Origin of the sequence: Thermomicrobium sp. 4228-Ro, from assembly GCF_026241205.1 — a bacterium.
Taxonomy (GTDB): Bacteria; Chloroflexota; Chloroflexia; order Thermomicrobiales; family Thermomicrobiaceae; genus Thermomicrobium.
Genome location: NZ_JAPFQM010000001.1, coordinates 1867256 through 1891094 on the forward strand (window position 1 = coordinate 1867256; position 23839 = coordinate 1891094).

Here is a 23839-nt window from a genome sequence, read left to right on the forward strand (position 1 = left end):
GGGGTGTCGCGCCCCTACCCCTCTTTGCGATGACCGGCAGTGTGCGTGGCGAGGTGCGACGATGACGACTGCTCCGGCCGGTACGGTCACCCAGGTTGTTCCGCTCAGTCTCCGTGAGCGCGTCCGGCAGTGGCTCGACAGCGAGCCGGTGCTCGCCTATCTCTTCATGTCACCGGGATGGCTCATCTTGCTTCTCTTCATGAGCTACCCGTTCTTTCTCGGGCTCTGGATTTCGTTGACTGACCGGACGGTCGGGCTTCCTGGTGGCGAGTTCGTCGGTCTACGGAACTATGCGGAGCTTCTGCGGGATCGGACTTTTCACCTGACGGTCATGAATACGTTCATCTACGGCTTCGTGACCGTACCGTTCAAGCTGCTGCTCGGTCTCCTGCTGGCGCTGCTCCTGAACCAGGTCTTCCCCCTGCGCAACGTCCTGCGCGCGGCGCTCCTGTTGCCTTGGATCGTGCCGACGGCGCTCTCGAGCCTCGCCTGGTTGATGTTATACGACGCTGTTTTGAGCCCGTTTTCGTGGATCCTGAAGAACTGGGGACTGATCGAGTCGAACATCGCGTTTCTCGGCACCCGAACGAACGCGATCATCTCGCTCTGTCTTGCCAACATTTGGCGCGGTACGCCGTTCTTCGCCGTCGCCATTCTCGCTGGCCTGCAAGCCGTGCCGCAGGAGCTCCACGAGGCAGCGGCGATCGAGGGGGCCAATAGCGTGCAGCGGTTCTTCGCCGTCACGTTGCCGGTGATCAAGGGAATCCTCGTCATCACGACGCTGTTTTCGATCATCTGGACCTTCGCTGACTTCCAGCTCGTTTACGTGTTGACCAAGGGTGGACCAGCCAACTCCACCCATATCTTCGGTACCTACGCTTGGCAGATCGGAATCGGTGGGGCTGGAAAGCTCGGAATCGGTGCCGCGATTTCGCTCTACATGTTCCCAGTGTTGGCTGTCCTCTCAGCGATCCTGTTGCGCTACGTGCGTTCCCAGGAGGCATGACGGTGGTCGGCAGCAATCGCTTGCGTAATCGGCTCCTCTTCCTCTACTTCCCACTCGCCTTGTTCACGATATTTCTGTTGTTTCCCTTCTATTGGATGTTCATCATTTCGGTGAAGCCCAATAGCTTACTTCTCAACATGAAAGTCAATCCCTTGTACCTGACGCAGTTCACGCTCGAGCACTATCGCTATCTCCTCTCGAACACCGATTTTCCTCGCTGGGCACTGAATACGGCCATTGTGACCTTTGGGGCCACATTTCTCTCGCTGACGAGTAGTATTCTGATGGGGTACGCGTTGGGGCGTTTCCGGTTCCGTGGTGGGAACGTTGCTGGCACGCTCATCTTCCTCGCCTACCTCATTCCGCCAACGCTGCTCTTCATACCGCTCAGTCAAGTCGTTGCGCGCTTCGGTCTCTACAACACCTACTGGGCGCTGATTCTCACCTATCCGACCTTTCTCATTCCTTTCGCATCGTGGCTCCTCATGGGCTATTTCCGAACGATTCCACGCGAGCTCGAAGAATGCGCGATGATCGACGGGGCGAGCCGTTTTCAGGCGATGTGGCGGATCATCCTGCCTCTCGCCCTGCCCGGTGTGCTGTCAGCTGGAATTTTCTCGTTCACGCTGTCTTGGAACGAGTTCTTGTATGCCCTCGTCTTCATGGGTTCTGGTGAGATGAAGACGATCCCCGTCGGTACGGTCAGTGACCTCATCCGGGCTGACGTCTTCCAGTGGGGACCGTTGATGGCAGCGGCCATGCTCGGGTCGGTGCCGGTGGCCGTCGCCTACATGTTCTTCGTGGATCAGTACGTGTCAGGACTCACGGCTGGCGCCGTGAAGGGATGACCTCGGTTGACCGTGTATACTGTGCATGGGCGGTCTCCGGTCGAGAACGGTCGGGAATCACGCACGACGGAGGGTGCGTATGGCGCAGGTGATCTACGATCATGTGACCAAGCGATTCGATGGCGTCATCGCTGTCAATGACCTCAATCTGGAGGTCAGGGACGGTGAGTTCCTCGTTCTCGTCGGACCGTCCGGGTGTGGAAAGACGACAGCCCTGCGCTGTCTCGCTGGGCTCGAGGAAGTCACGAGTGGGGACATCATCATCGGCGATCGCGTCGTTACCCATATCCCACCGAAGGACCGCGATATCGCGATGGTCTTCCAGAACTACGCCTTGTACCCGCACATGACGGTGTACGAGAACATGGCCTTCGGTCTCAAGCTCCGTAAGGTGCCGAAGCAGGAGATCGATCGGCGGGTCAAGGAAGTCGCCGAGATGCTCGGCATTCAAGACCTTTTGAACCGGAAGCCACGCCAGCTCTCCGGCGGCCAGCGGCAGCGTGTCGCGCTCGGCCGGGCGATCGTGCGTGAGCCTCAGGTGTTCTTGATGGACGAGCCGCTCTCGAACCTGGACGCCAAGCTGCGTGTCCAGACGCGTGGTGAGCTCATCAAGCTGCAGCGTCGGCTCGGCGTTACGACAATCTACGTGACGCACGATCAGGTCGAGGCCATGACGATGGGGCACCGGATCGCGGTGATGAACCAGGGTGTCCTGCAGCAGCTCGATACCCCAGAAAACCTCTACGATCATCCGGCCAACTTGTTCGTGGCGACCTTCATCGGGAGCCCGGCGATGAATATCTTCCCGGCTCAGGTCGTTACCGGTGAGGGAACCGTGCGGCTCGTGGCGGGCGACATCACGCTGGAAGCTCCAGCTGAGCAGCGCAGCCGTCTCGCGGAGTACAGCGGGCGTGAGGTACTGGTCGGCATCCGCCCGGAGGATCTCATCGTCCAACCTGGCACGGTGGCGGAAGATCGTCAGTTGCGTCTGCCGGTGGAAATCGTCGAGCCGCTCGGCTCGGAGACACTTGTGCATTTGCGTGGACCGAACGGAGCGCTCGTCGCCAAGGCAGAGCCGCACGTGCACTTCTCGGTTGGTGAGCTCGCTTCCGTGCGCGTGCGAACCGAGCACCTACACGCGTTCGATCCGCAGACTGAACTGGCACTCTTCTGACGATAGCTGCCGACTGAGGAATGACCCCACCGAGCGCCGCTCGGTGGGGTCACTCTTTTCGCGGGGACGTCAATGCTCCGTTAGATGAGAACGGCTCGTGATGAGGAACCTTTGCCGCGGTCCCGGAGACGTGCTCGCTCACGCTCGGCCCAGTTCTGCCTCGATGCGAGCGGCGACCAACTCGGCCTCGCCGTGTTCGAGTGTCTCTGCTGTCAGGGAGAGGTGTCGTTCGTCATGCAAGGCGACAGCGATACGAGGATCGCCCTCCCAAAGACGATCTCTCAGCTCGCGTGCCGTCATACCGCAGTGCAGTGGATCGAGTTCCAGGACGAGGCGGGGCAGGGGCTGCCCCGCTTCGTTGGGGAAAGCACGATAGGCGCGCACACCCGGCAACTGCGCGAACCGAGCGATCCACCTCGCGATCGTTTCCTCGCAGGCTCGCGTGCGGGCGGCATGATCCAATCGCAGGTAGCGATCCACCGCGGCCAGCAGGCCGATCAGCTCCTCGCGGCTGACTTTGAAGGGTCTCCCGAGTCGCTGATTTGGCGGCCCGTGCAGGGCAATCGCCTCGATCAGCTCGGCTCGCCCCACGATCAAACCGGTCGATTGTGGTCCGGCGAGATCCTTGCCGCCGCTGAAAATCGCCACATCGGCGCCCATGTCGCGTGTGAAGCGCCAGAGATTCTCGGGCGGTGGAAGCTGTGCTGCAGCATCGACGATCACCGGTACGCCGTGCGCGTGGGCGATTTCGACGACCTGCTCGAGCGGTAGAGCACCGCGCGACAGATGGGCCCCCGCGACGTAGAGGATCGCTGCCGTGCGCTCGCTCAGGGCAGCCTCGAGTTCAGACGGCTCCGTCCTGAGAACGTTTCCGACTTGAACGAGTCGGACGCCAGCGAGCCGGACAGCCGGATCGTAGGGAATGCGGTGAGCGACGTGTATCACGACGTCTGTTTTGAAGCCGGTCAGATCAGGAAACTGCTGTTGAAGCCTAGTGATCGCTCGGGGGTCGGGACCAGTGAGACACGCGAGGGTGACGAGCGTCAGACCAGCGGCAGCGCCGGCGGTCACGTAGGCTGCTTCGTTGTTCGTCAGTTCGGCGAGTCTTCGGCCTACCGCTCGTTGGAGTTCGACGAGATCGACATACCATCCGGCTGCCTCGTGCATCGCCTGCAGCACTTCTGGCGGCATGATGGAGCCACCGAGGCGTGTCAAGCGAGCGTCCGCGTTGATCACTCGTCGAACTCCCAGTCGCTCGTACCACATCATCGTCTCCTTTTCGTTTCTCGTACGCGAGCTGCTGTGACCCACCTTACCGGCGCCGTCGCTTCGGCACAACGGTAATCGAACCGTCCGGTTCGAGCATGACGAGTGCTGCTTCCGAGACATCGGTGAGGCCAGCTCGGTGCACTGCCGCGAGTGCCTCATCGAGATCGATCCCCTCGCGAGCCAAAGCTCGCACGTCCCATTGCCCGTCCCGTGCCAGGATCGTCGGCGGCGGTTCGAGGAGCCGCCGGAAACGGGGATGGCGGGAAGCGAGCTGGGCGACGATCCAGTTTACGGTAAAGAGCGTACCGGTGATGACGAGTCCTCCGGTGAGCGAGTTGTCGGGACCAGTCATCGCTGGCTGGAGTGCGTTGGCGGCAAGCAGGAGCATGGCGAGATCGTAGACGGTGAACTGGCCGAGTTGTCGCTTTCCGAACAGCCGAAGCGCGACGAGAAATGCACCGTAGATCAGGAGACTGCGGGCGATGAGCTCCCAGAGGGGAACTGCGAGGTGCCACATACGACCCTCCCGATCATGCTGTGTCTCGATCGACAAAAAAGCGTCCAGGCTGGAAGGTCGCCTGGACGCTTCGGGAAAAGCCATCTGCCGCTTCAGGCCGCGCCACGTACCTCGGCCGGAAAGCTCGCGTTGGTGTAAACCTCTTGGACATCGTCGAGATCCTCGAGCGCCTCGAGCAGCTTGAGCGCACTCTGTGCCTGGCTGCCGTCGAGTTCGACTGTGGTGGTCGGTATGCGTTGGATGTCGGCCTGCCGGATTTGATAGCCGGCTTCCTGGAGCTTTTCGACGATGTCGCTCAGCTGGTCGGGATCGGTCGTGATGACGACCGCATCGTCCTCGACCTCGAAGTCGCGTGCACCAGCGTCGATCGCCATCAGAGCGATTTCCTCTGGATCGTGTCCATTGGTGGCGACGACGATCTGGCCGAGCGTCTCGAACTGCCAGGCGACGGAACCGGTCTCACCGAGCGAGCCACCGTACTTCGAGAAGGTGTGCCGAACGACCGACGCAGTCCGGTTGCGATTGTCCGTTAGGGCGATAGCCATGATGGCGATACCACCTGGGCCATACCCTTCGTAGACGACCGTTTCGTATTCGGTCGCACCGCCCGCTGCTCCGCTAGCCTTGGCGATCGCGTTCTCGATCGTGTCCTTCGGCATTCCCTCGCGCTTGGCGCGTTCGATCGCCATGCGGAGGCGCACGTTCGTCTCCGGATTCAGTCCACCCTCGCGCACGGCGACATGGATCTCTCGGGCGAGCTTGCTGAAGATCTGCCCTTTCCTGAAGTCGGCGGCCTGCTTCTGCCGCTTGATCTGGGCCCACTTGGAATGCCCTGCCATCGTTCTCACGCTCCCCTCACGTCGCTACCCCCTCGCGCAGCACGATGCAGTACTCCGCATATCGACAGAAGAACCGGTACCTTGTCTCGGCATGAGAAGGCTCCGGAGTACCGCACCGTCCGCGTGCTTGCCGGTCGAGTGGCCGGTTGATTCCGCCTCGACGGCACATGGGGCCTCGACCTTGTCAGGAAAAGTCTGCCAGAAAGACGCCGAAACCGGCAAGTCCGGTCAGCGAGCCTCCCGTACAGGCGCGTGGACAGGGATGGGGCGGCCGCGCCAGCCCGCCCGAGCGAGCGCCGCCACTACCCGGTCGGCGGCCTGGACCGGAACCTCGACCAGGGTGAAGCGATCGGCAATCTCGATTTGTCCGATAGCCCGAGCAGAGAGACCGGTCGTGCTGGCGATCATTCCGACGATGTCACTGGGGCGCAACCCGTCACGCCGACCGAGTTCGAGGCGGAGACGCACCATACCGGTTTCCGGTCTGTCCTCTTCGACCGACTCCAGCATCTGCAGTCGTCCAGGCTCGATACCACGTTCGCGCAGAGCGAGGGTTACCGCTGCCGCGGCGACATCCATCGCGTCATGATAGGACAGTAGCTGGTTGACGATATGGCGCCCCGTCTCGAGATCACCTCGTTCGATCAGTTCGAGGAGCGACGTTCCGAGGAGTTCGCGCTGTCGCCGAACGATCTCCTCGCGGGTTGGAATGCGTCTCGCGGTGAGACGCTTGCCGACCGCACGCTCGATAGTGCGCAGAAGCCAGCGTTCACGCGGTTCGACGAGTGTGATCGCGATACCAGTGCTACCAGCACGTCCTGTACGGCCGATCCGGTGAACATACGACTCAGGATCGCCCGGGATATCGAAATTGATGACGTGGCTGACCTGCGGGATATCGAGACCGCGTGCCGCGACGTCCGTTGCGACGAGAAGATCGACCTGGCCGCCACGGAAGCGCTGCATCGCTCTATCACGCATCGCCTGACTGAGGTCGCCGTGAATCGCCTCGGCGGCATACCCGAGCGCCTGCAATCGATGAGCGAGCTCGTCGGCGCCGCTCTTCGTGCGGACGAAGACGATGGCCGAGGCGGGAGCTTCATAATCGAGAATGCGAGCCAGTGCCTCAACCTTTGCCGAACTGGCAACTTCGTAGACGAATTGTTCGATCTGCGGCACCGTGACGCGTTCCGGATGGATCGCGATCGTGACCGGATTACGAAGGTATCGACGCGCGAGTTGCCGGATACGTTGCGGGATCGTGGCCGAAAAGAGCGCTGTTTGTCGATCGGCTGGAGCTCGCTCGAGGATCCACTCGACGTCCTCGAGGAAGCCCATGTCGAGCATCTCGTCGGCCTCGTCCAGCACCACCATCCGGACCGAATCCAAGCGGAGGGTCTCGCGGCGAAGATGATCCATGATGCGTCCCGGAGTGCCGACGACGATGTCGACCGGATGGCGTAGGGCACGCAACTGTCGTTCGATCGGTTGCCCACCGTACAGGGCCAGGACCCGGGCATCGAGGTAACGGCCGAGCCGGTGGATCGTCTCGGCGACCTGGACGGCCAGTTCGCGAGTCGGTGCGAGAACGAGCGCTTGCGGTCCCTGACGATCGGGCTCGAGACACTGCAGAATCGGGAGAGCGAATGCGGCTGTCTTGCCCGTGCCGGTATGCGCTTGGACGATCGCGTCGTGGCCTGCTAGGAGAACGGGAATCGTTTCGCCCTGTACCGGCATCGGCTGTTCAAAGCCGACGTCGCGAAGGGCCTCGAGCAAAGGTTGACTCAATCCGAGCGCCGCGAACGCACTCGGCTGAGCAGGTCGAGTCATGGTCATGTTCACAGAATACTCCTCAGATCTGGTTGCATTTGTCAGTCGTGCGACCTCACGTGGGGTGCACAACCACTTCAGTTTACCACAGAGATGACGGTCAACTGCCGACGGATCGCAGCGTTTTCCAATTCCTGTTCTTGGCAGCACGTCTGTGCCCGAAGGCCGGGGGATGTACAGGAGGAGGCTTCGTGAGGCGCACGGACCGATCGTGGCCGTCGATCCGGTAGATTCGACGGGGCGGGCAACAGGCCCAGCACTGTGCAGCAGATCGCTGCGCAGTGCCTCTACGGCAGGCCGTGCCACGCGTCTTAAAGATGGGGACGGCCGCGACACTCGGGTCTCTCGTCCTTTCCGCCACACGTGTGAACATGGTGTGTACTAAACCGGAGACTTGAGTTCATGCGCATCCGCGGATCTATGCGCATGCGGGCTGATCAGCTCATTTTGGCGATGTGATTTCGGTGCTCGCGAGGGAGCGTTTCTGTCATGCGCACGGCCGCAACTACGCCGGACAGTGCTGTCAGTCCCGCCACGGCGATGATTGCTGCGGAAAGCCCCAGAAGATCGGCCAAGCCCCCAGCCAACAACGCCCCGACTGCGTATCCCTCGTCGCGCCAGAGGCGATAGACGCCCACCGCGGAGGCACGCCAGTGTGGGTCAGCGACGTCAGAGACTGCCGCAAGCAGCGTCGGATAGACCAGTGCTGTGCCAAGACCGAGGAGTATGGCAGCCCCTGCCCAAATGCTCAGTGAGGACGTCAGTGGCACGAGCGCAATGCCGAGCGCTTGCAGCCACATGCCGCCGACGATGAGTGGTTTGCGGCCCAGATGGTCGGATAGAGCACCAGTGGCGAGTTGTGACACACCCCAAACTGCCGGGTAGAGCGCGGTGAGGAGTCCGATCGTTTCCAGTCGCATACCCGAGGCGGCAAAGAAAACCGGAAACAAACCCCATGCCACACCGTCGTTGAGGTTATTGACGAGGCCGGCCTGACAGACCGAGAAGAGTGTTGGTTGTTTCCAGCTTGTGAGAACTAGTACCTGGCGTAACGTGAGGTTATCGGATGCTGTTTGGGGACGATGGACGCGTTGCTCATGCAGCGCATGGTGGAGTGTCTCCCGTACCAGTGTCGCTGAAAAGAGAAGTCCCGCGAGTGCAATAGCGATACCGAGCAGGAAAGGATAAGGGCGAAGTGCTGTACTCGCCGCGATAGCCGAAGCGAGGAACGCAAAGAGTGCCACTGCTCCATAGCCGAAAGCCTCATTCAACCCCATGGCGAGGCCGCGGCGTTGGGGACCAGCGAGGTCGATCTTCATAATGACGGTCGTTGACCAGCAGAGTCCCTGATTCACGCCGAGCAGGATATTGGCGATGACGATCCGGTTCCAGCTTGGAGCCCAGATGACTAGCACTGGAGCGGGAAGACCAATCAGCCATCCGGCAACGAGGACCGTTTTTCGTCCGATTCGATCACTGAGGTGACCGGCAAAGAGGTTTGTCAGTGCCTTGGTCAGTCCAAAGCTGAAGACGAAGGCAAGGAGCGCTGTCCGGGAGGCGAGTCCGAACTCTTGCTCGGCAATGAGTGGGAGCACGGTGCGCTCAATGCCAACCATTCCGCCGACAAAGGCGTTGATGAGGACCAGTAAGCTGAATTGCTGCCAGTTGGCCAAGATTCCAAGGCGAATCGGAGCTGTGCCGCCAGCAGACGGGTTTACCTCGCGTTTGTGGTTCGCTGCTGCCCGCGACAACAGATCCATCATCATGCTCCCTGGACTGCACAGCGGTTCGGTCCGGCCTCGAGTTCCAGGAAGGATGCCAGCTCGCTTGGCAACACACCGAGCTCGTTTGCGCGGGTGATCTGGTCAGTATTCGGAGGCGGAGGTGGAAGGTATCGGAGCAACGCTCCGGCGAAGCGGTCTGGCCGCTCGAACGGCGCAACAAAGCGTTTGTAAAGCTCATCGAGCCGACCGGTCACTAGTGGCTCACCAACAGCGAGTGGGACTCCAACGTGGCTCGGGAGAACCCAGAGTGAGCCGGAGAGTGTGCCGAGCCGTTGCAAGGAGTCGAACAGCGCATATGCCTTGCGCTCGCGTTCATCATCCCCTGCTTTGAGGTCGGGACGCCCGACACCGTCGGTGAACAGTGTGTCGCCCGTGAAGAGCGCGTGATCGGGAAGGAGGTAGCTGGTACTCTCCCACGTATGCCCAGGAGTGGAGAGGGCAATCAGCTGGAGCGAGCCGACGGTGATCACATCACCGTCGGTCACTGGGGTATAAGTGAAACGGATGCGATCGGTGGCGGGAATGCGGTAGGGAGCTGCCGCTGCCTCAGAGAGCAACCGACCGCGACTCACGTGGCAAGCGTGAACGTGTGTCTCCAGGACACCGACGATCTTTGCTCCAAGCTTTTTGCGAGTTGGAGATACACATCGGGCTGGAGTGAGGGATCAATGACGAGAGCCTCACCACTGTCGACGACGAGGTAGGAGAGGCACCCCTTACCCAGCCGCCGTACTTGCAGCACTTGACCAGTGCTGCTGATCGGAAGCGTCGTGACATCCCACGCCAAACTCCTGGCTTGCATCCCACCGGCGAGAGACGCAGCGCGGATGCCGCGTCGTTGGAGCTCCTGGGCAACACGTGAACTTGTGCGGCCCGCATTGCACACCACGACAACGAGAGAATTCTCGGGTACAGCCAACGTGTCGAGCAGATGGAAGTCACCTCGTTGAGCTGCGTCGTACAGGTCAATCCAGAGGCTGTGCGGGATAGCCCATTCCTCTCGCTCGGTACGGGGACGGATGTCGAGGATGAGGACAGGCTCACCACTTTGCAGGCGCGTGACGAGTTCCTCCGGTCGTATTTCTGCCGCATTTGGGGAGCGATCGGTGGCTTCCATTGTTGATCCTCCTTCCCTGCTCGGGATCAGGCTGCTCCTTCGCTCACAATGGGAAGACCAAGCAATCGGAAATCAGGCAGACCGAGCCGCAAGCGGTAGGCCCGAAAACCAGCGGCTCGTAAGACTGCTACTGCTTCGTCAGCGTAAACGCAGTGGGGACCGCGGCAGTATGCCACGACCGTGATGTCGCGTGGGAGAGCGCTCGGTAGTGCTGCCACCCGATCAGGAGGGACAAGCTGTGCGCCGGGCAAATGACCGGCACGATATTCCGGCTCGGGTCGGACGTCGAGCAAAAGGATTTCCCCGCGCTCTGCGGCAGCGACGAGCGCTTCGAGATCGGTCTCCAGTTCGTAGTTCGAACGGTCACCAAGATAGCGCTTGATGATCATCGAGACCTCGGCGAGTTGTCGCTCCGCCGTTGTCCGTACTGCCCGGAGAAGCCCGAGCACGATGGGGTCGGCGATTCGGTAGAAGATGTGGCGTCCAGCACGCCGAGTGGTGACCAAGCGAGCCTCGCGCAGTACTCGGAGATGCTGGGAGGTCGCTGGGAGCGGGAGCTGGAGTTCCCGGGCGAGTTCCTCGACAGTGTGTTCCCCTTGGGCGAGGAGTTCAAGCAGTTGCAGACGGTAAGGACTGGCGATTGCCTGGCCAATCCGAGCGAGTTCTCCGTAGATCTCTCGCTTGAACTGTCGGTGCTGCTGTGGCGAAAGGCGCATGATCGGCCATCCTCGCGCGATATTTGCATATTTGCGCAATCATTTTACAATGACCCGCAGCTGACGACAAGTGTGAACTACCAGGTGCTCGTGCAAGGCAGACGGGAGGTGTGCTCTCCAGCAGTGGAGTCCCTCTTCACGGCGTAGCTTGGATCGGGTAGTGTTAGCGCAAAGGGGCGAGGCTGCTGGTAGACCGGAGGAGTTGATGCGAGAGAACACCGCAAAGCGAAAGATGTTCGCAGGCCAGCCTGCCTTCGGCTACACACTCCAGTTGGGTGCACCGCTGGTCGCCGAGGCACTGGCGAACTGTGGGATCGACTTCATCCTCATCGATACGCAGCACGGGACGTTCGGGTCGGATACGATCATCGCCACGCTGATGGCCCTTTCCTGCGGTCGAGCTGTCCCGATGGCACGGGTCGCGCGGAACGATTACACCTTGATCGGGCGCCTGCTCGACGACGGTGCACTCGGGATCATCGTGCCACTCGTGCATACGCGAGAAGACGCTCAAGCTGTCGCCGATGCTTGTCACTTCCCACCGCTCGGGAAGCGTTCATGGGGGTGGGGGCGTGCCCGGATTTACGGTTCCGACTATCCGGAATGGATCGACCGAGAACTGTTCGTCGCGGTGCAGATCGAGAGCGCGCAAGCAGTGGAAAACGCCGAGGCGATCCTCTCGGTTCCTGGCATCGACGGGTGCTGGATCGGTCCGGGCGATCTCGCCCTTTCGCTCGGTGTGGACCCGCGGCATGCAGCGGAAGACGAGCGGCAGCAACGGGCGATCGAGCGGGTTCTCCAGGCCTGTCGGAACACTGGGAAGATCGCAGGTTACGCTGCGTACAGCATCGAGGATGCGTTGCAACGTGCGGCGCAAGGATTCCGGTTCGTCACGGCTGGCAGTGACATCGGCTTTCTCATCCAGGGTGCGATTCGGGGCGTTCAGCAGCTGGGATTGAGTGCGCAGATGGGGCGGGGATACGGCGAGTGATACAGCGAGCCTGCCCGGCAAGCGTGGCCGGACTCGTCCCGCTGTACCGGCAGAGTCTCAAGTCGAGACCGGCTCCGGAAATCCTGAACGCGCTCCTTTTCCGACCGCTGGGTTTCATCGTGGCGCGCAGCCTTTGGGCAACGCCTATCCGCCCGATTCATCTCGTACTTCTGCACACGCTGCTCGGTTCCCTCGCTGCTGTCGCGATCGCGTGCCGGTACGATCGACTGGCTGCAGTGCTCCTCCAGTTGGTGACGGTCTTGGACAATGCGGATGGGCAATTCGCCCGGCTCACCAGACAAGAGACCGAGCTCGGCCGCTATGCCGATACCGAGCTCGATGCCCTGAAAAATGCGGCGCTGCTTGGCGCCATCGCCTGGCGAACCAAACGGTGGGTGGAGGCATCAGTTGCTTTTCTCATTCTGACGTTCCTGCTCAGTTGGGATTTCAATGTCGAATATTTGTATCGGTCCGTGCGAGGCGAAAGCTTTCGTCCTGATGTACGCGATCCGGATGGGCGGTGGGTCGCAATCGGACGAGCGGTCTATCGCGCGCTCTTTTCCCCACAGGACGCAGCCGTCCGGCGGCTCGAGCGCTGGCTCTATCGTATCCTAACCCAACGAACTGAGGACGACCTCGCTGCTGCGCGGGTATGGTGGAATCGGGACGTGGTCTTCATGGGAGCGAATCTGGGGCTGACGACGCAGTATGTGTGGCTCGGGCTGACGCTCCTTCTCCGCACCCCTGGGCGGTATCTTCGGATCGCGCTCCTTCAAGGGCTGGTGCCGCTCGCGTCGGTGGTCTGGCGCTCTCTGGTCTGGACGTCTTGCCAGCGATGTCCGATCGGCGCGAGTCGTCTTCGTGGCATTGGATGATGGAAGTCAGCAGTACGACGAGGGACTCTGCTGGTGGCATGATTGCGGACGAAAGAACACGCTGGTTGGTTTTTTCCGGAGCATCGGAAAATCGGAGTGCTCGATGACACGGCAGGAACGGATCGTCGAATTCGAAGAAACTGGACTCCGCTTCGCGACGGCCTGCGATCTCGAACGGATGCAGGCGCTGGTCGCCGAGTGGCTGGAACTCATCGGTGAAGATCCCCAGCGGGAGGGACTCACACGGACACCAGAGCGTGTCGCTGAGACATGGGCATTCCTCACGCGCGGATACCGACAAGACCTTCAGGAAATCGTGAGCGGTGCAGTCTTCCATGTCGACCACGACACGATGGTCGTCGTCAAAGGGATCGAGTTCTACTCGCTCTGCGAGCACCACCTGTTGCCCTTTTTCGGCCACGTGCACATCGGATACCTCCCACAGGGGCGGATACTGGGATTGAGCAAGTTCGCCCGCATCGTCGATCTCTATGCACGGCGCTTGCAGGTACAGGAACGATTGACGCAGCAGATCGCGCAAGCGATCCAGGACGTTCTCGACCCGCAGGGTGTCGCGGTCATTGCGGATGGCATCCACCTCTGCATGATGATGCGCGGCGTCGAGAAGCAACACGCCCGAACGACGACGAGCGCGATGCTCGGCGTCTTCGAAACGTCGGCGAGCGCCCGTGACGAGTTCTACCGTTTGCTGGCGACGACAGCCTGAGAGCGGGTTACCCCCACTTAGCTACGGGTACCGGGATCCTGCGTGAGCCATTCCGTGAGTTCGGCTTCCATCTGCGCGAAGCCTTCCGTTGTCGGCAGTTGGAAGGTGACTGCTGGCCGCGGTTCAGCCAGGAAATCGCCCTCGATGACCCCGGCTAATCCGCGCCCGGCGAGGAACCAGCAGCGTCCGAAGGCGCGGACCTCTGGCTCCGGCGCCGCATAACCCAGAGAACGGGCGATATCTCGTGCCGCGATTTCTGCCTGCTGCTGCGCGAAGACGGCAGCCTTGGGAACGACGACATTGTCCCGAATCCGGACGGCGGTGACGTCGCCGATCGCCCAGATTCCCTCGACCTGTGTCCGCATCGTGTGCAGCATCGCCGGCACCCAATCCCCCTCGACAAGTCCGGCCGTGCGGGCCACTGCAGCAGCCCGGTGCGGTGGAACGACGACGAGAAGATCGAACAGCTCCCGCACACCGGAAACGAAGGAGGCTTCGCGATGGCGGAGATCGACGGAAGCGAGGTGTTCACCGGTGCGGACAGCGATGCCATGCTCGGACAGATAACGCGTGAGCTGCTCGCCGATCGCCGGGCCGGCGACCGCCAGGGGACTCGGTTCCGGCGTCACCACGACGATCTCGGTCGACTGGCTGAGGCCGCGCTCTTCGACGAGATCGCGGATGAGGAGCGCTGCCTCATACGGCGCGGGTGGGCACTTGTAGGGGAGGCGTGCGATGACGACCAGGATTCGTCCACCAGTGAAGCAGCGCAACCGTTCGCGCAACTGGAGTGCTGCCGGAAGCGACCAGCAGTGACCAGCTATCCCGTTCTCGAGCGCACTGGACAAACCGGGAATCGAATCGGGTGCGAGCTCCGCCCCGGTTGCGAGGAGGAGCGCGTCGTACTGGAAAGAACCGACACTGGTCTGGACGGTCCGCGTGTCCGGGTCGATGTGGAGCACCTCAGCTCGCTGGAATTCGGCGATCCCCTGAAGGACGCGTGAGGGGCGGATCGTCACCTGATCGGGATCTCGCCAACCGCGCATGACGAGAAGCAAACTGACGCCGAGTCGCTGCTCGTCCTGCCGATCGAAGACGACGATGCGATCGTCCGGCGCGAGGAGTGTCCGGAGTGTCCGCGCTGCGGCAATGCCTCCGGGGCCAGCCCCGAGAATAACGATGGTCTTTCCCATCGACGGCCTCCTTCACTCATTTGCCCTCCGCTCCTACGACAGCATTGTACCGATCCGAGCTCCAATGGCAGCCTGCTGCGTTGTCAGGTTGCTCAGTGGGAGACTCTACGGGTAGAATCGCCCCGACAAAGGAATGTGGTGAGGTTCGAGCAAATTCGGCGGGATCGATCAGTGTACGAGCACCCGGTACAGCGACGAGCGAGCGGTGGGGCAGGGGGGATCCGTGTCGGGACCCGGGGCAGTGCACTCGCCCTGGCCCAGGCGCGTGCTGTCGTTGCGCAGCTCGAACGGATCGAGCCGACCTGTTCATGCTCGCTCGTCGCGGTGACCACCACCGGTGATCGCGATCGGGCGACCTCGTTGACGATCCTGGGTGGTAGCGGCGTCTTCGTGAAGGAGCTGCACGAAGCGCTCCTCGCAGGTGCGATCGACCTCGCGGTGCACAGTGCCAAGGATTTGCCGACCGTTCTTCCGTTGGAACTGGAGATCGTTGCCCTTCCGGTACGGGCTGACGTCCGCGACGTCCTCATCACACGTATCGCGTCGTCACTCGCGACGCTTCCTCCGGCCGCGCGCGTCGGTACGAGCTCGCGTCGTCGTCGAGCGCTCCTCGCCGCTGCGCGACCTGACCTGAAGCTTCTCGATGTGCGCGGCAATGTCGATACGCGCCTACGCAAACTCGACGATGGATCGTACGACGCACTCGTTCTCGCCGCTGCTGGACTGGAGCGCCTGGATAGACTCGAGCAGGTGACCGAGTACCTCGACCCGGATGTGTTCGTGCCTGCACCCGGTCAGGGGGCGCTGGCGGTGGTCTGTCGGCGCGACGACCCGTGGCGGGACATCTTCGCACGCATCGATGATCACGAGATCCGGCTCGCTGTGACCGTCGAACGATCGTTCCTCGCTGCCTTCGGGAGCGGCTGCACGGTGCCGCTCGGTGCCTATGCGACGGTCGAAGGCGAGAGAGTGCGGCTGCGTGTAGCCGTGGCTCCCAACGAAAGTGGACCCGTCATTCGCGAAAGCGCGGTGTGGCACCGCGACGAGGCGGTCGAGGGGGCTGGTGCGCTGGCGCAGGAACTTCTTCGCACGCTCGCAGCAGCAGCTGGCCGGTCGTGGGCACCAGGAGCGAAGCCACTGACCGGTCGTCGGGTTCTTGTCGTCCGTCCAGCCGGGCAGGAACAGGAGCTGGTTGAGCGTTTACGCCGGCTCGGTGCCGAGGTCGTCGTCGAGCCCTTGATCGCGATCGTGCCACCTGAGGATTGGCGGGAGATCGATCATACCCTCCTGCGTCTCTCGGACTACGACTGGTTGGTGTTCACGAGCGCCAACGGCGTGCGATCCGTGCTCGATCGCATGAGCGTTCTCGGTATTCCAGTCGAGATGCTCACGAGGGTGCGGGTGGCGACGATCGGTCCGGCCACTGCACGAGCGCTCCAGGAGTACGGGATCGAGCCGGCGCTCGTTCCGGATCGCTACGTGGCTGAGGCGGTGGCCGATGCTCTGGTGGCAGCCGGCGTGGCGGGCAAGCGTGTCTTGCTGGCACGGGCAGCTGAAGCGCGTGACGTCTTACCCCGGAGGCTCGTCGAGGCAGGTGCTGAGGTCGAAGTCGTCCCGGTCTATCGCACCGAACAGCGGCCGCTCTCCGAGTCGGTACGAAAGGAATTGCAAGGGGGGACGATCGACTGGGTCCTGCTGACGGCGAGCTCGACGGTCCGGAGTCTCGTTGCTGCTCTCGGTGACACGAGTAGCCTGCACGAGCGTGTCAAGTTTGCGGCTATCGGCCCGGTGACGGCATCCACGGCGCGCGCGTACGGGTTGCGGGTCGCAGTCGTCGCGACCCGGTACACCAGCGAGGGGTTGGTCGAAGCTGTCGTCCGAGCGGAGAGGAGCGCGCGATGACTGAAGGCCCACTCGAATTCCGGCGCTTCCGGCGCCTGCGACGGACTGAAGGCTTGCGCCGTTTGGTGCGCGAGACACGGCTGAGTGTCGAGGATTTTATCTACCCGCTGTTCGTCGTTCACGGTCGCGGCGTGCGACGCGAGGTGGCTTCGATGCCCGGCGTCTACCAGCTCAGCGTCGATCAGCTGGGTTACGAGGCGGAAGAGCTCCTCTCGCTCGGGATCGGGGCAGTACTCCTCTTCGGTATCCCGGCGCGCAAGGACGAGCTGGCCAGTGAAGCGTACGATCCGGATGGTATCGTCCAGCGGGCGGTTCGCGAACTCAAGCGTGTGGCGCCAGAGCTGGTGGTCATCACCGATGTCTGTAACTGCGAATACACCTCGCATGGGCATTGCGGCGTCGTTCAGGATGGCCAGATTCTGAACGACCCTACCCTTGAGCTCCTGGCTCGCACGGCCGTTTCGCACGCGGAAGCCGGGGCCGACATGGTGGCGCCGTCGGACATGATGGACGGGCGCGTGCTCGCGATCCGGCATGCCCTGGATCGTGCCGGATTCGTGGAACTTCCCATCCTGTCGTACGCAGCGAAGTACGCATCGGCGTTCTACGGCCCGTTCCGGGAGGCTGCCGAGTCGGCGCCGGCGTTCGGTGACCGGCGCTCCCACCAGATGGATCCCGGCAATCGCCGGGAGGCGCTGCGGGAGATCGCGACAGATATCGAGGAAGGCGCTGATGCTATTATCGTCAAGCCCGCACTCGCCTACCTCGATGTCATCCTTGCAGCTCGTGAGCGCTTCGATGTTCCGATCGCTGCCTACAACGTGAGTGCCGAGTACGCGATGGTGAAGGCGGCAGCACGCAACGGGTGGATCGACGAGCAGCGGATCGTGTTGGAGATCCTCACCGGCATTCGCCGCGCCGGTGCGCACATGATCATCACCTACCATGCCAAGGAAGCCGCGCGCTGGCTACAGAGCGGACGACTGACTGCTGCAGCGGAAGAAGTGGTAACTCGTTAGCCTGGGGAGCGTGCCATGTCGCGGACCGCAACGTTGTGGGAGGAAGCCCAGCGGTATCTGCCGGGTGGCGTCAACAGTCCGGTGCGTGCCTTCCGGGCGGTTGGTGGAGAACCGCTGATCGTGGCACGCGGCGAGGGGCCGTATCTCGTCGATGTCGATGGCAACCGTTGTCTCGACTACATCTGTTCCTGGGGCGCTCTCCTCGTCGGCCATGCACATCCGCAGGTCGTTGAACGGATCAGCGAAGTCGCCCGCGCGGGAATGAGCTTCGGTTTGCTGTCGCCCTACGAGATCGATCTCGCCCGGGCGGTCGTGGAAGCCGTCCCGTCCGTCGAGCTCGTTCGCTTCGTCAACTCCGGTACCGAGGCGACGATGAGCGCGATCCGCCTGGCGCGCGCGGCGACCGGACGGCCGCTGATCGTCAAGTTCGCTGGATGCTACCACGGACATGTCGATGCGTTGCTCGTTGCCGCCGGCTCAGGGGTCATGACGTTCGGCATTCCGGGAACACCAGGAGTCACGGCCGGAACCGCGAGCGACACGATCGTTGTGCCGTACAACGACGTCGCAATCGTTGAGGAGACGTTCCAGCGTCACGGTGAGCGGATTGCCGCCGTGATCGTCGAGCCAGTAGCGGGTAACATGGGTGTCGTTCCACCGATGCCTGGTTTCCTCGAGCGTCTACGCGAGTTGACCCGCGAGACAGGAAGCCTGCTGATTTTCGACGAGGTCATTACCGGTTTCCGGCTCGGGTGGGGCGGTGCGCAAGAGCGGTACGGTATCCAACCGGATCTCACCTGCTTCGGTAAGGTGATCGGCGGGGGACTGCCGGTCGGTGCCTACGGTGGGCGTCGCGATCTCATGGAGCGTGTCGCGCCGAGCGGACCTGTTTACCAAGCTGGAACACTGGCCGGGAATCCCCTCGCGATGGCGGCTGGTCTGGCCACGCTCGAAATGGCGCGACAGCCGGGTGCCTACGAACGGCTGGAGCAGTTGGGGAAGCGACTGGAGGAGGGGTTGCGGGAAGCTTTGCGCACCAGCGGGATACCGGGGGTGGTACAACGCGTCGGCTCGATGCTGACGCTGTTCTTCGCGAGCGAACCCGTGACTGACGCTGCACGGGCAGAAGCGTGCGACACTCCATTGTTCGCGCGTTTCCACCGGACGATGCGTGATCGCGGAATTCTCGTGCCACCCTCGCAGTTCGAAGCGTGGTTCGTCTCGCTCGCGCACAGCGAGGCGGATATCGATCGAACAGTCGAGGCTGCTGCCGAGTCGCTACGCGAGATCGACGGGTGCGAGTGATGCAACTGGCGAGCGTCGCGATAACACATCGGACCGCGCCGATCGAGGTTCGAGAACGGCTCAGCTTTCCGTCCGATCGACAGGTGGAGCTGTTGCGTGATTGGCGAGCAGTCGCTGACGAGGTGGTACTGGTTGTCACCTGCCACCGGACGGAGTTGTACTGGGTAGGGCGCGATGCCGATCCCCAACAGAGTCTTCAGTGGCTGGCGACCCGAGCAGGACTACCAGTCGAGTATTTGAGTCGTTTCGCCTGGTGCGGCAGCGGGATGCGAGTGGTGCGGCACCTCATGCGGGTCGCAGCAGGCCTGGACTCGCGGGTCGTCGGAGAGACGCAGATCCTCGGCCAAGTGCGTCGGGCCCGTGACTTGGCGCACGAGGTGGGAGCGCTCGGGCCGGTAACGGATCGCTTGTTTTCGCTCGCGTTGGCAGCGGGGCGGGAGGCACGCGTCCGGAGCGGGATCAGCGGCAGCGATCGGTCGCTCGCTCGTGTTGCACTCGACGAGGTAGAGCGACGATTGGGAGATCTCGCGCGGTTCACGGTTCTCGTGCTCGGTGCTGGCGAGACAGGTCGACTCGTGGTGAGCGCACTGCGCCGGTATCGACCGAAAGCGATCTGGTGGAGCAATCGGTCGAATGACCGTTTCCCACGGTGGGCTCACGACGATGGTCTGCGGCTGCTCTACTGGACGAGCTGGCCGAACGTTCTTCAGGAGGTTGATATCGTCTTCGTCACTACTGGGGCGCCAGAGCCGGTGCTGACTGCCGCGCACCTACCGAGCGGTGTGCGGGCGCAGTTGATCGTCGACCTCAGTGTGCCGCGTAACGTCGATCCCGACGTTACCCGGATCACAGGCGTCACGGTGATCACTGTCGACGATCTACCGGAAGACGTTGGGGGAACCGATTCTCGGGAACGCTGGCAGCGCGCAGAACTCGTCGTCGAATTGTTCGTTCAGCGCTTCTCTCGCTGGTATCGTGCGCATGCACTCGCGCCGGAGCTGGCTGCGACACAAGCGTTGCTCCGAGCGACGTGCGGGCGGGAGATCGCCCGCGCGTTCCGGATGGCTGAGAGTGACCCGGCTCGCGTGTCCGAAGTCCTCCAACGCGCTGCCGAGAGCATCACTGGAAAAGTGCTCGCGCCAGTCTACCACGCCATCGAGAGCGATCCGGAGCAGGCTGCGGCGACCCTCCGCCTACTCCGCTCGTTGCGCTAGGACGTTCTTCCCGGAGGTTCTGGTAAAAATGGAGCTCGGTGTGCAGGACGAGTGGCCGATGACCGTTCGCCACTCGTTCGTCGTGATTGTGGAGTGGGCACTGCGCGTGGTGTCGAGCTGCACGCGTAACGAACGGAGAAGCGGGTGTTCGTCCGGCGGCTCGGCAAGGTCGATGAACCGCAGCCTGTTCGAACTCGAGAGCGGCTCGGTGAGGCGCTGGTCGCTCGCGGGCTCTTGAGCCGAGAGCAGCTCGAACGAGCGCTCGATTACCAGCGCCGGACTGGCGATCGACTCGGTCGCATCCTGATCGCACTCGGGTATGTGCGGCGCCAGCAGCTCTATCAGGTTTTGGCGGAGCTGTGGGGCTATCCCTTCGTCGATCTACTCTGTGAGCCCTTGGATCTGCATTTGGCACGTCGCTTCGATCCCGAGACCCTCGTGCAGCGCCGATGCTTCCCGGTACGGGTGCAAGGTAGCGAGGTTTGGATCGCGACCGCCGAGCCACCGAGTCGCGAGCTGGAGGAATTCGTGCAGGCCGTCCTCGGCCCCGTGCGGGTACGACCGCTCGTCACGACCGAATGGGATATCGACCACGCGATTCGCCGCGTCTTCCGGGACGTCGTCCTCGATCGCGCTTCGTTGGGGTTGTATTTCCGGAATCCCGACGAGAGTGCACGCCAGGTTCTGGTTCGCTGGCAAAAGATCCTCCTCTGGTGTGTCATCGCGGGACTGGTGTTCAGCCTGCTGGTGGCACCACGCCTGACCGCAATCGTCATCTCGGCGGTGGTCAACGGGGCCATGTTCGCCTACGTCGTGTTTCGCTTCGTTGTCGCGATGGTCGGTGCGCAACACGAGCACGTGCAGGCGATTCAGGACGACGAGGTGCGGGCACTCCGCGATGACGAGTTACCGATGTACACGGTACTCGTGCCGGTTTACAGAGAGGCGAACGTCGTCGGTCACCTCATCGAGAACCTGCGTCGGCTGGACTACCCACACAGTAAGTTGGAGATCTTGTTACTCATCGAAGAGGACGACGTCGAAACCCTGCACGCTGCGAAAGCTGCTCGGCCGCCCGAGACCGTGACGTTCATCGTGGTACCGGATGGGGTGCCGAAGACGAAGCCGAAGGCCTGCAATGTCGGCTTGCTGTTCGCACGGGGTGAGTTCCTGACAATCTACGATGCGGAAGATCGTCCGGATCCGGATCAACTGAAGAAAGCTGTCGTTGCCTTCCGAAAGGGGCCACCGGAACTCGTTTGCGTTCAGGCCGCGTTGAATTACTACAACGCAACAGAGAATCTGCTGACGCGGATGTTCACATTGGAGTACTCGGACTGGTTCGACTATGTCTTGACTGGTCTCGATCGGCTTCGCCTGCCGATCCCACTAGGTGGTACGAGTAACCACTTCCGAGTCGATCGGTTGCGGGAACTCGGTGGCTGGGATCCGTTCAACGTCACGGAGGATGCTGATCTCGGGATCAGAGCGGCCGCACACGGCTATCGAGTCGGGGTCATCAATTCGACGACGTGGGAGGAGGCGAACACCCGAGTCGGGAACTGGATTCGGCAAAGGTCACGCTGGATCAAGGGGTACCTGCAAACGCTGCTCGTCCATTCACGGCATCCGGTCCGTCTCGTCCGTACGGCAGGGTTACGGAACACGCTCGCTTTCATCTTGCTCATCGGTGGCGCACCATTCGCTTTCTTATCTTTGATACCGTTATGGTCTTTGACTTTGGTCTGGGTGATCACCCGTACCCATGCCTTCGATATCCTCTTTCCACCCTTGGTTCTCTACATCAGCCTCTTCAATCTCCTGATCGGGAACGGGCTGATGATCTATCTCGGCATGATGGCCGGATTCAAGCGGCGACGGTACGAGCTGATTCCGTTCGCGCTCCTGAACCCGTTCTACTGGGTTCTCCATTCGATCGCGGCCTACAAGGCAGTGTGGCAACTGATCACGAAACCGTTCTACTGGGAGAAGACACAGCATGGCCTCAGTCGTTATCTCCAGTCCCGGCCCGTTGCCGAGCACACCAGCTAGGACCGAACTGCGGTTGGTCGGCCTTCGCTGGTGGGAACACTCGATTCGGGTCGTGCTCTTCAGTTTACCCTTCCTCGGGTTCGCGCTAATGACGCAGCAGCTCGGCTTCGCCACCAACGCGCACGCGCATGTGACGGCGAAGGCACTGCTCGCTCTCGATCGACTGCGCCTGGAGGTGATCGGTTTCCTCTACCCACCGCTGCCGTTCTTGCTCATCCTGCCTTGGCCACGTCTGGTGACACCGGCACTGCTCGGCAGCATGGCGGCAGGGGCCACCACTTGGCTCCTGTGGTACGACCTGGAGCGGACAGGTCTTCCACGCTTGTGGCGGGCTCTTACCCTAGCTGCGGTCGTCGCCGTTCCTTCGATGCTGTTCCTCGCGACGCAGGCATTTCCGGACATGCTGACACTCCATCTTCTCGTCGTGGCCTGGCATTACTACTGGAACTTCGTACGGTATCGGCACACGTTCAGTGGTTTCGTTGCCGGGCTCGTGCTCGGCCTAGCGTTCTATGCGAACTTCTATTCACTGCTCTTCGCTCTCGCACTGGCTTCGCTCGTGCCGCTCTTCCGCCGGATCGAGAAAGAAGAGGCGGGGCCCCGTGAAGGATGGGCTGCGGCGAGTCAGATCCTGGTTACCGCCTTCCCGGCGCTCTGGGCGGTAGCGAGCTGGAGCTACGTGAACTGGGTGTTCACCGGAAGCCCGTTCACGTACATTGCCGAGCCAGTCGCGGCTGTGGTCGATCCGGTGCGCTGGACCATGCCATGGAGCGCACGCTGGTCATGGCTGCCGGAGTTCGGTCGGGAGTTGCTGAGCCAGCCGCTCCTCCTTGCGGCGTTCGTCCTCAACGCGCGGTACTTCCCACGGCGTGTCGTTCCTCTGGCGGTGCTGACCGTTCTGCCGGCGATCGCTCGTTTCCTCGGACTCGCGTTTTCCCTGCCGCTCGTCGTCGGGAGCTATGCAGTGTTGGCCATCCTTGCCTTACCGGAGCGGATACCGCGATGGCTCGGGTCGGTCCTCGTTATCCTCGCGCTCGCGCAAGGAATCGCGGGGACATCACTCGTGCAGGAGGCGGGAGAAAGCCGCGAGTGGCTGCAGGTCGTGACCACAGGACGGACCCGACCGATCGACCAGCGTGAGGCGGAGCTAGCGAGGCTGTTGCGCGAAGCGCCAGCTCGGTCGGTTCTGGCCGACGATCGGAGCGCGTATCGCATCGTCGCCCGCACCGGCACGGCACATCCGTTCTTATTGCCAGCCGACCGATCGTTCGACGCCGCGCTCGACGAACCCGGTCGGTTCGTTCACTACATTCTCGTGACCACAACGCCGTCCGACCGCGACCTGGTGAGCGAGCGCTTCGCTGCGAGCCCGCCGCCCGGTTTCGTTGTCGACGGCCGCATCGGCGACTGGACGCTCTACCGCCAGAACGAAGCAGCCAGCCTCTTCGTTCGGTCGTGAGC

21 protein-coding genes are annotated in these 23839 nt (G+C 62.2%); 12 read left to right on the top strand and 9 right to left on the bottom strand.

Annotation, left to right across the window (positions count from 1 at the left end; all coding sequences use genetic code 11):
• Positions 1-61 precede the first annotated feature (61 nt).
• The 3 genes from OO015_RS08790 to OO015_RS08800 all read left to right on the top strand — a co-directional run bounded on the left by OO015_RS08790 (position 62) and on the right by OO015_RS08800 (position 3028).
• Positions 62-1006, top strand: a complete 945-nt coding sequence (locus tag OO015_RS08790) for a carbohydrate ABC transporter permease (protein ID WP_265940856.1) — start codon at positions 62-64, stop codon at positions 1004-1006.
• On the top strand, positions 1003-1854 hold the full coding sequence (locus OO015_RS08795) for a carbohydrate ABC transporter permease (RefSeq protein WP_265940857.1): 852 nt from the start codon (positions 1003-1005) through the stop codon (positions 1852-1854). The genes OO015_RS08790 and OO015_RS08795 overlap by 4 nt, the downstream gene beginning before the upstream one ends.
• 79 nt (positions 1855-1933) lie before the next feature.
• Positions 1934-3028 carry an ABC transporter ATP-binding protein gene (locus OO015_RS08800; RefSeq protein WP_265940858.1) on the top strand — a complete coding sequence of 365 codons (1095 nt, stop codon included), beginning with the start codon at positions 1934-1936 and terminating at the stop codon, positions 3026-3028.
• A 138-nt stretch (positions 3029-3166) separates the two neighbouring features.
• On the opposite strand, the gene OO015_RS08805 is transcribed toward OO015_RS08800, so the two are convergent.
• From OO015_RS08805 to OO015_RS14230, 8 genes are all read right to left on the bottom strand, one after another.
• A complete protein-coding gene (locus OO015_RS08805; RefSeq protein ID WP_265940859.1) occupies positions 3167-4294 on the bottom strand; it encodes an aminotransferase class V-fold PLP-dependent enzyme in 1128 nt (375 codons plus the stop codon).
• Positions 4295-4340: 46 nt separating this feature from the next.
• Positions 4341-4814, bottom strand: a complete 474-nt coding sequence (locus OO015_RS08810) for a DUF421 domain-containing protein (protein WP_265940860.1) — start codon at positions 4812-4814, stop codon at positions 4341-4343.
• 92 nt (positions 4815-4906) lie between these two features.
• Positions 4907-5653, bottom strand: coding sequence for a YebC/PmpR family DNA-binding transcriptional regulator (locus OO015_RS08815; protein ID WP_265940861.1), 747 nt, complete (start codon positions 5651-5653; stop codon positions 4907-4909).
• A 228-nt stretch (positions 5654-5881) separates the two neighbouring features.
• Entirely contained in the window at positions 5882-7489 is a 1608-nt protein-coding gene (locus tag OO015_RS08820; RefSeq protein ID WP_265940862.1) for a DEAD/DEAH box helicase, read from the bottom strand.
• A gap of 431 nt (positions 7490-7920) precedes the next feature.
• On the bottom strand, positions 7921-9243 hold the full coding sequence (locus OO015_RS08825) for an MFS transporter (RefSeq protein WP_265940863.1): 1323 nt from the start codon (positions 9241-9243) through the stop codon (positions 7921-7923).
• 2 nt (positions 9244-9245) lie between these two features.
• Positions 9246-9839, bottom strand: a complete 594-nt coding sequence (locus OO015_RS08830) for an MBL fold metallo-hydrolase (protein WP_265940864.1) — start codon at positions 9837-9839, stop codon at positions 9246-9248.
• A complete protein-coding gene (locus OO015_RS08835) occupies positions 9836-10384 on the bottom strand; it encodes a rhodanese-like domain-containing protein (RefSeq protein WP_265940865.1) in 549 nt (182 codons plus the stop codon). Before OO015_RS08835 ends, OO015_RS08830 begins: the two co-directional genes overlap by 4 nt.
• A 26-nt stretch (positions 10385-10410) precedes the next feature.
• Entirely contained in the window at positions 10411-11100 is a 690-nt protein-coding gene (locus OO015_RS14230) for an ArsR/SmtB family transcription factor (protein WP_265940866.1), read from the bottom strand.
• A gap of 205 nt (positions 11101-11305) precedes the next feature.
• Here OO015_RS14230 and OO015_RS08845 point away from each other — a divergent pair, with 205 nt between their 5' ends.
• The 3 genes from OO015_RS08845 to folE all read left to right on the top strand — a co-directional run bounded on the left by OO015_RS08845 (position 11306) and on the right by folE (position 13693).
• Positions 11306-12091, top strand: a complete 786-nt coding sequence (locus tag OO015_RS08845; RefSeq protein ID WP_265940867.1) for an HpcH/HpaI aldolase family protein — start codon at positions 11306-11308, stop codon at positions 12089-12091.
• Positions 12088-12966 carry a CDP-alcohol phosphatidyltransferase family protein gene (locus tag OO015_RS08850; RefSeq protein WP_265940868.1) on the top strand — a complete coding sequence of 293 codons (879 nt, stop codon included), beginning with the start codon at positions 12088-12090 and terminating at the stop codon, positions 12964-12966. Before OO015_RS08845 ends, OO015_RS08850 begins: the two co-directional genes overlap by 4 nt.
• Positions 12967-13069: 103 nt before the next feature.
• Positions 13070-13693, top strand: a complete 624-nt coding sequence (gene folE, locus OO015_RS08855; protein WP_265940869.1) for a GTP cyclohydrolase I FolE — start codon at positions 13070-13072, stop codon at positions 13691-13693.
• A 17-nt stretch (positions 13694-13710) separates the two neighbouring features.
• On the opposite strand, the gene OO015_RS08860 is transcribed toward folE, so the two are convergent.
• Positions 13711-14886 carry an NAD(P)/FAD-dependent oxidoreductase gene (locus OO015_RS08860; protein ID WP_265940870.1) on the bottom strand — a complete coding sequence of 392 codons (1176 nt, stop codon included), beginning with the start codon at positions 14884-14886 and terminating at the stop codon, positions 13711-13713.
• 138 nt (positions 14887-15024) lie between these two features.
• On the opposite strand from OO015_RS08860, the gene hemC reads away from it, so the two are divergent.
• The 6 genes from hemC (at position 15025) to OO015_RS08890 (ending at position 23837) form a co-directional block, all read left to right on the top strand.
• Complete coding sequence (hemC, locus tag OO015_RS08865; protein WP_265940871.1) at positions 15025-16788, top strand: hydroxymethylbilane synthase; 1764 nt, start codon at positions 15025-15027, stop codon at positions 16786-16788.
• On the top strand, positions 16785-17807 hold the full coding sequence (gene hemB / locus OO015_RS08870; RefSeq protein ID WP_265940872.1) for a porphobilinogen synthase: 1023 nt from the start codon (positions 16785-16787) through the stop codon (positions 17805-17807). Before hemC ends, hemB begins: the two co-directional genes overlap by 4 nt.
• 15 nt (positions 17808-17822) lie before the next feature.
• The gene (gene hemL / locus OO015_RS08875) at positions 17823-19112 is read left to right on the top strand and encodes a glutamate-1-semialdehyde 2,1-aminomutase (RefSeq protein ID WP_265940873.1); all 1290 of its coding nucleotides are present in this window, start codon (positions 17823-17825) and stop codon (positions 19110-19112) included.
• A complete protein-coding gene (gene hemA / locus OO015_RS08880) occupies positions 19112-20326 on the top strand; it encodes a glutamyl-tRNA reductase (RefSeq protein WP_265940874.1) in 1215 nt (404 codons plus the stop codon). The genes hemL and hemA overlap by 1 nt, the downstream gene beginning before the upstream one ends.
• A 144-nt stretch (positions 20327-20470) precedes the next feature.
• Entirely contained in the window at positions 20471-22378 is a 1908-nt protein-coding gene (locus tag OO015_RS08885; RefSeq protein WP_265940875.1) for a glycosyltransferase family 2 protein, read from the top strand.
• Positions 22326-23837, top strand: coding sequence for a hypothetical protein (locus OO015_RS08890; RefSeq protein WP_265940876.1), 1512 nt, complete (start codon positions 22326-22328; stop codon positions 23835-23837). Before OO015_RS08885 ends, OO015_RS08890 begins: the two co-directional genes overlap by 53 nt.
• Positions 23838-23839: the final 2 nt, after the last annotated feature.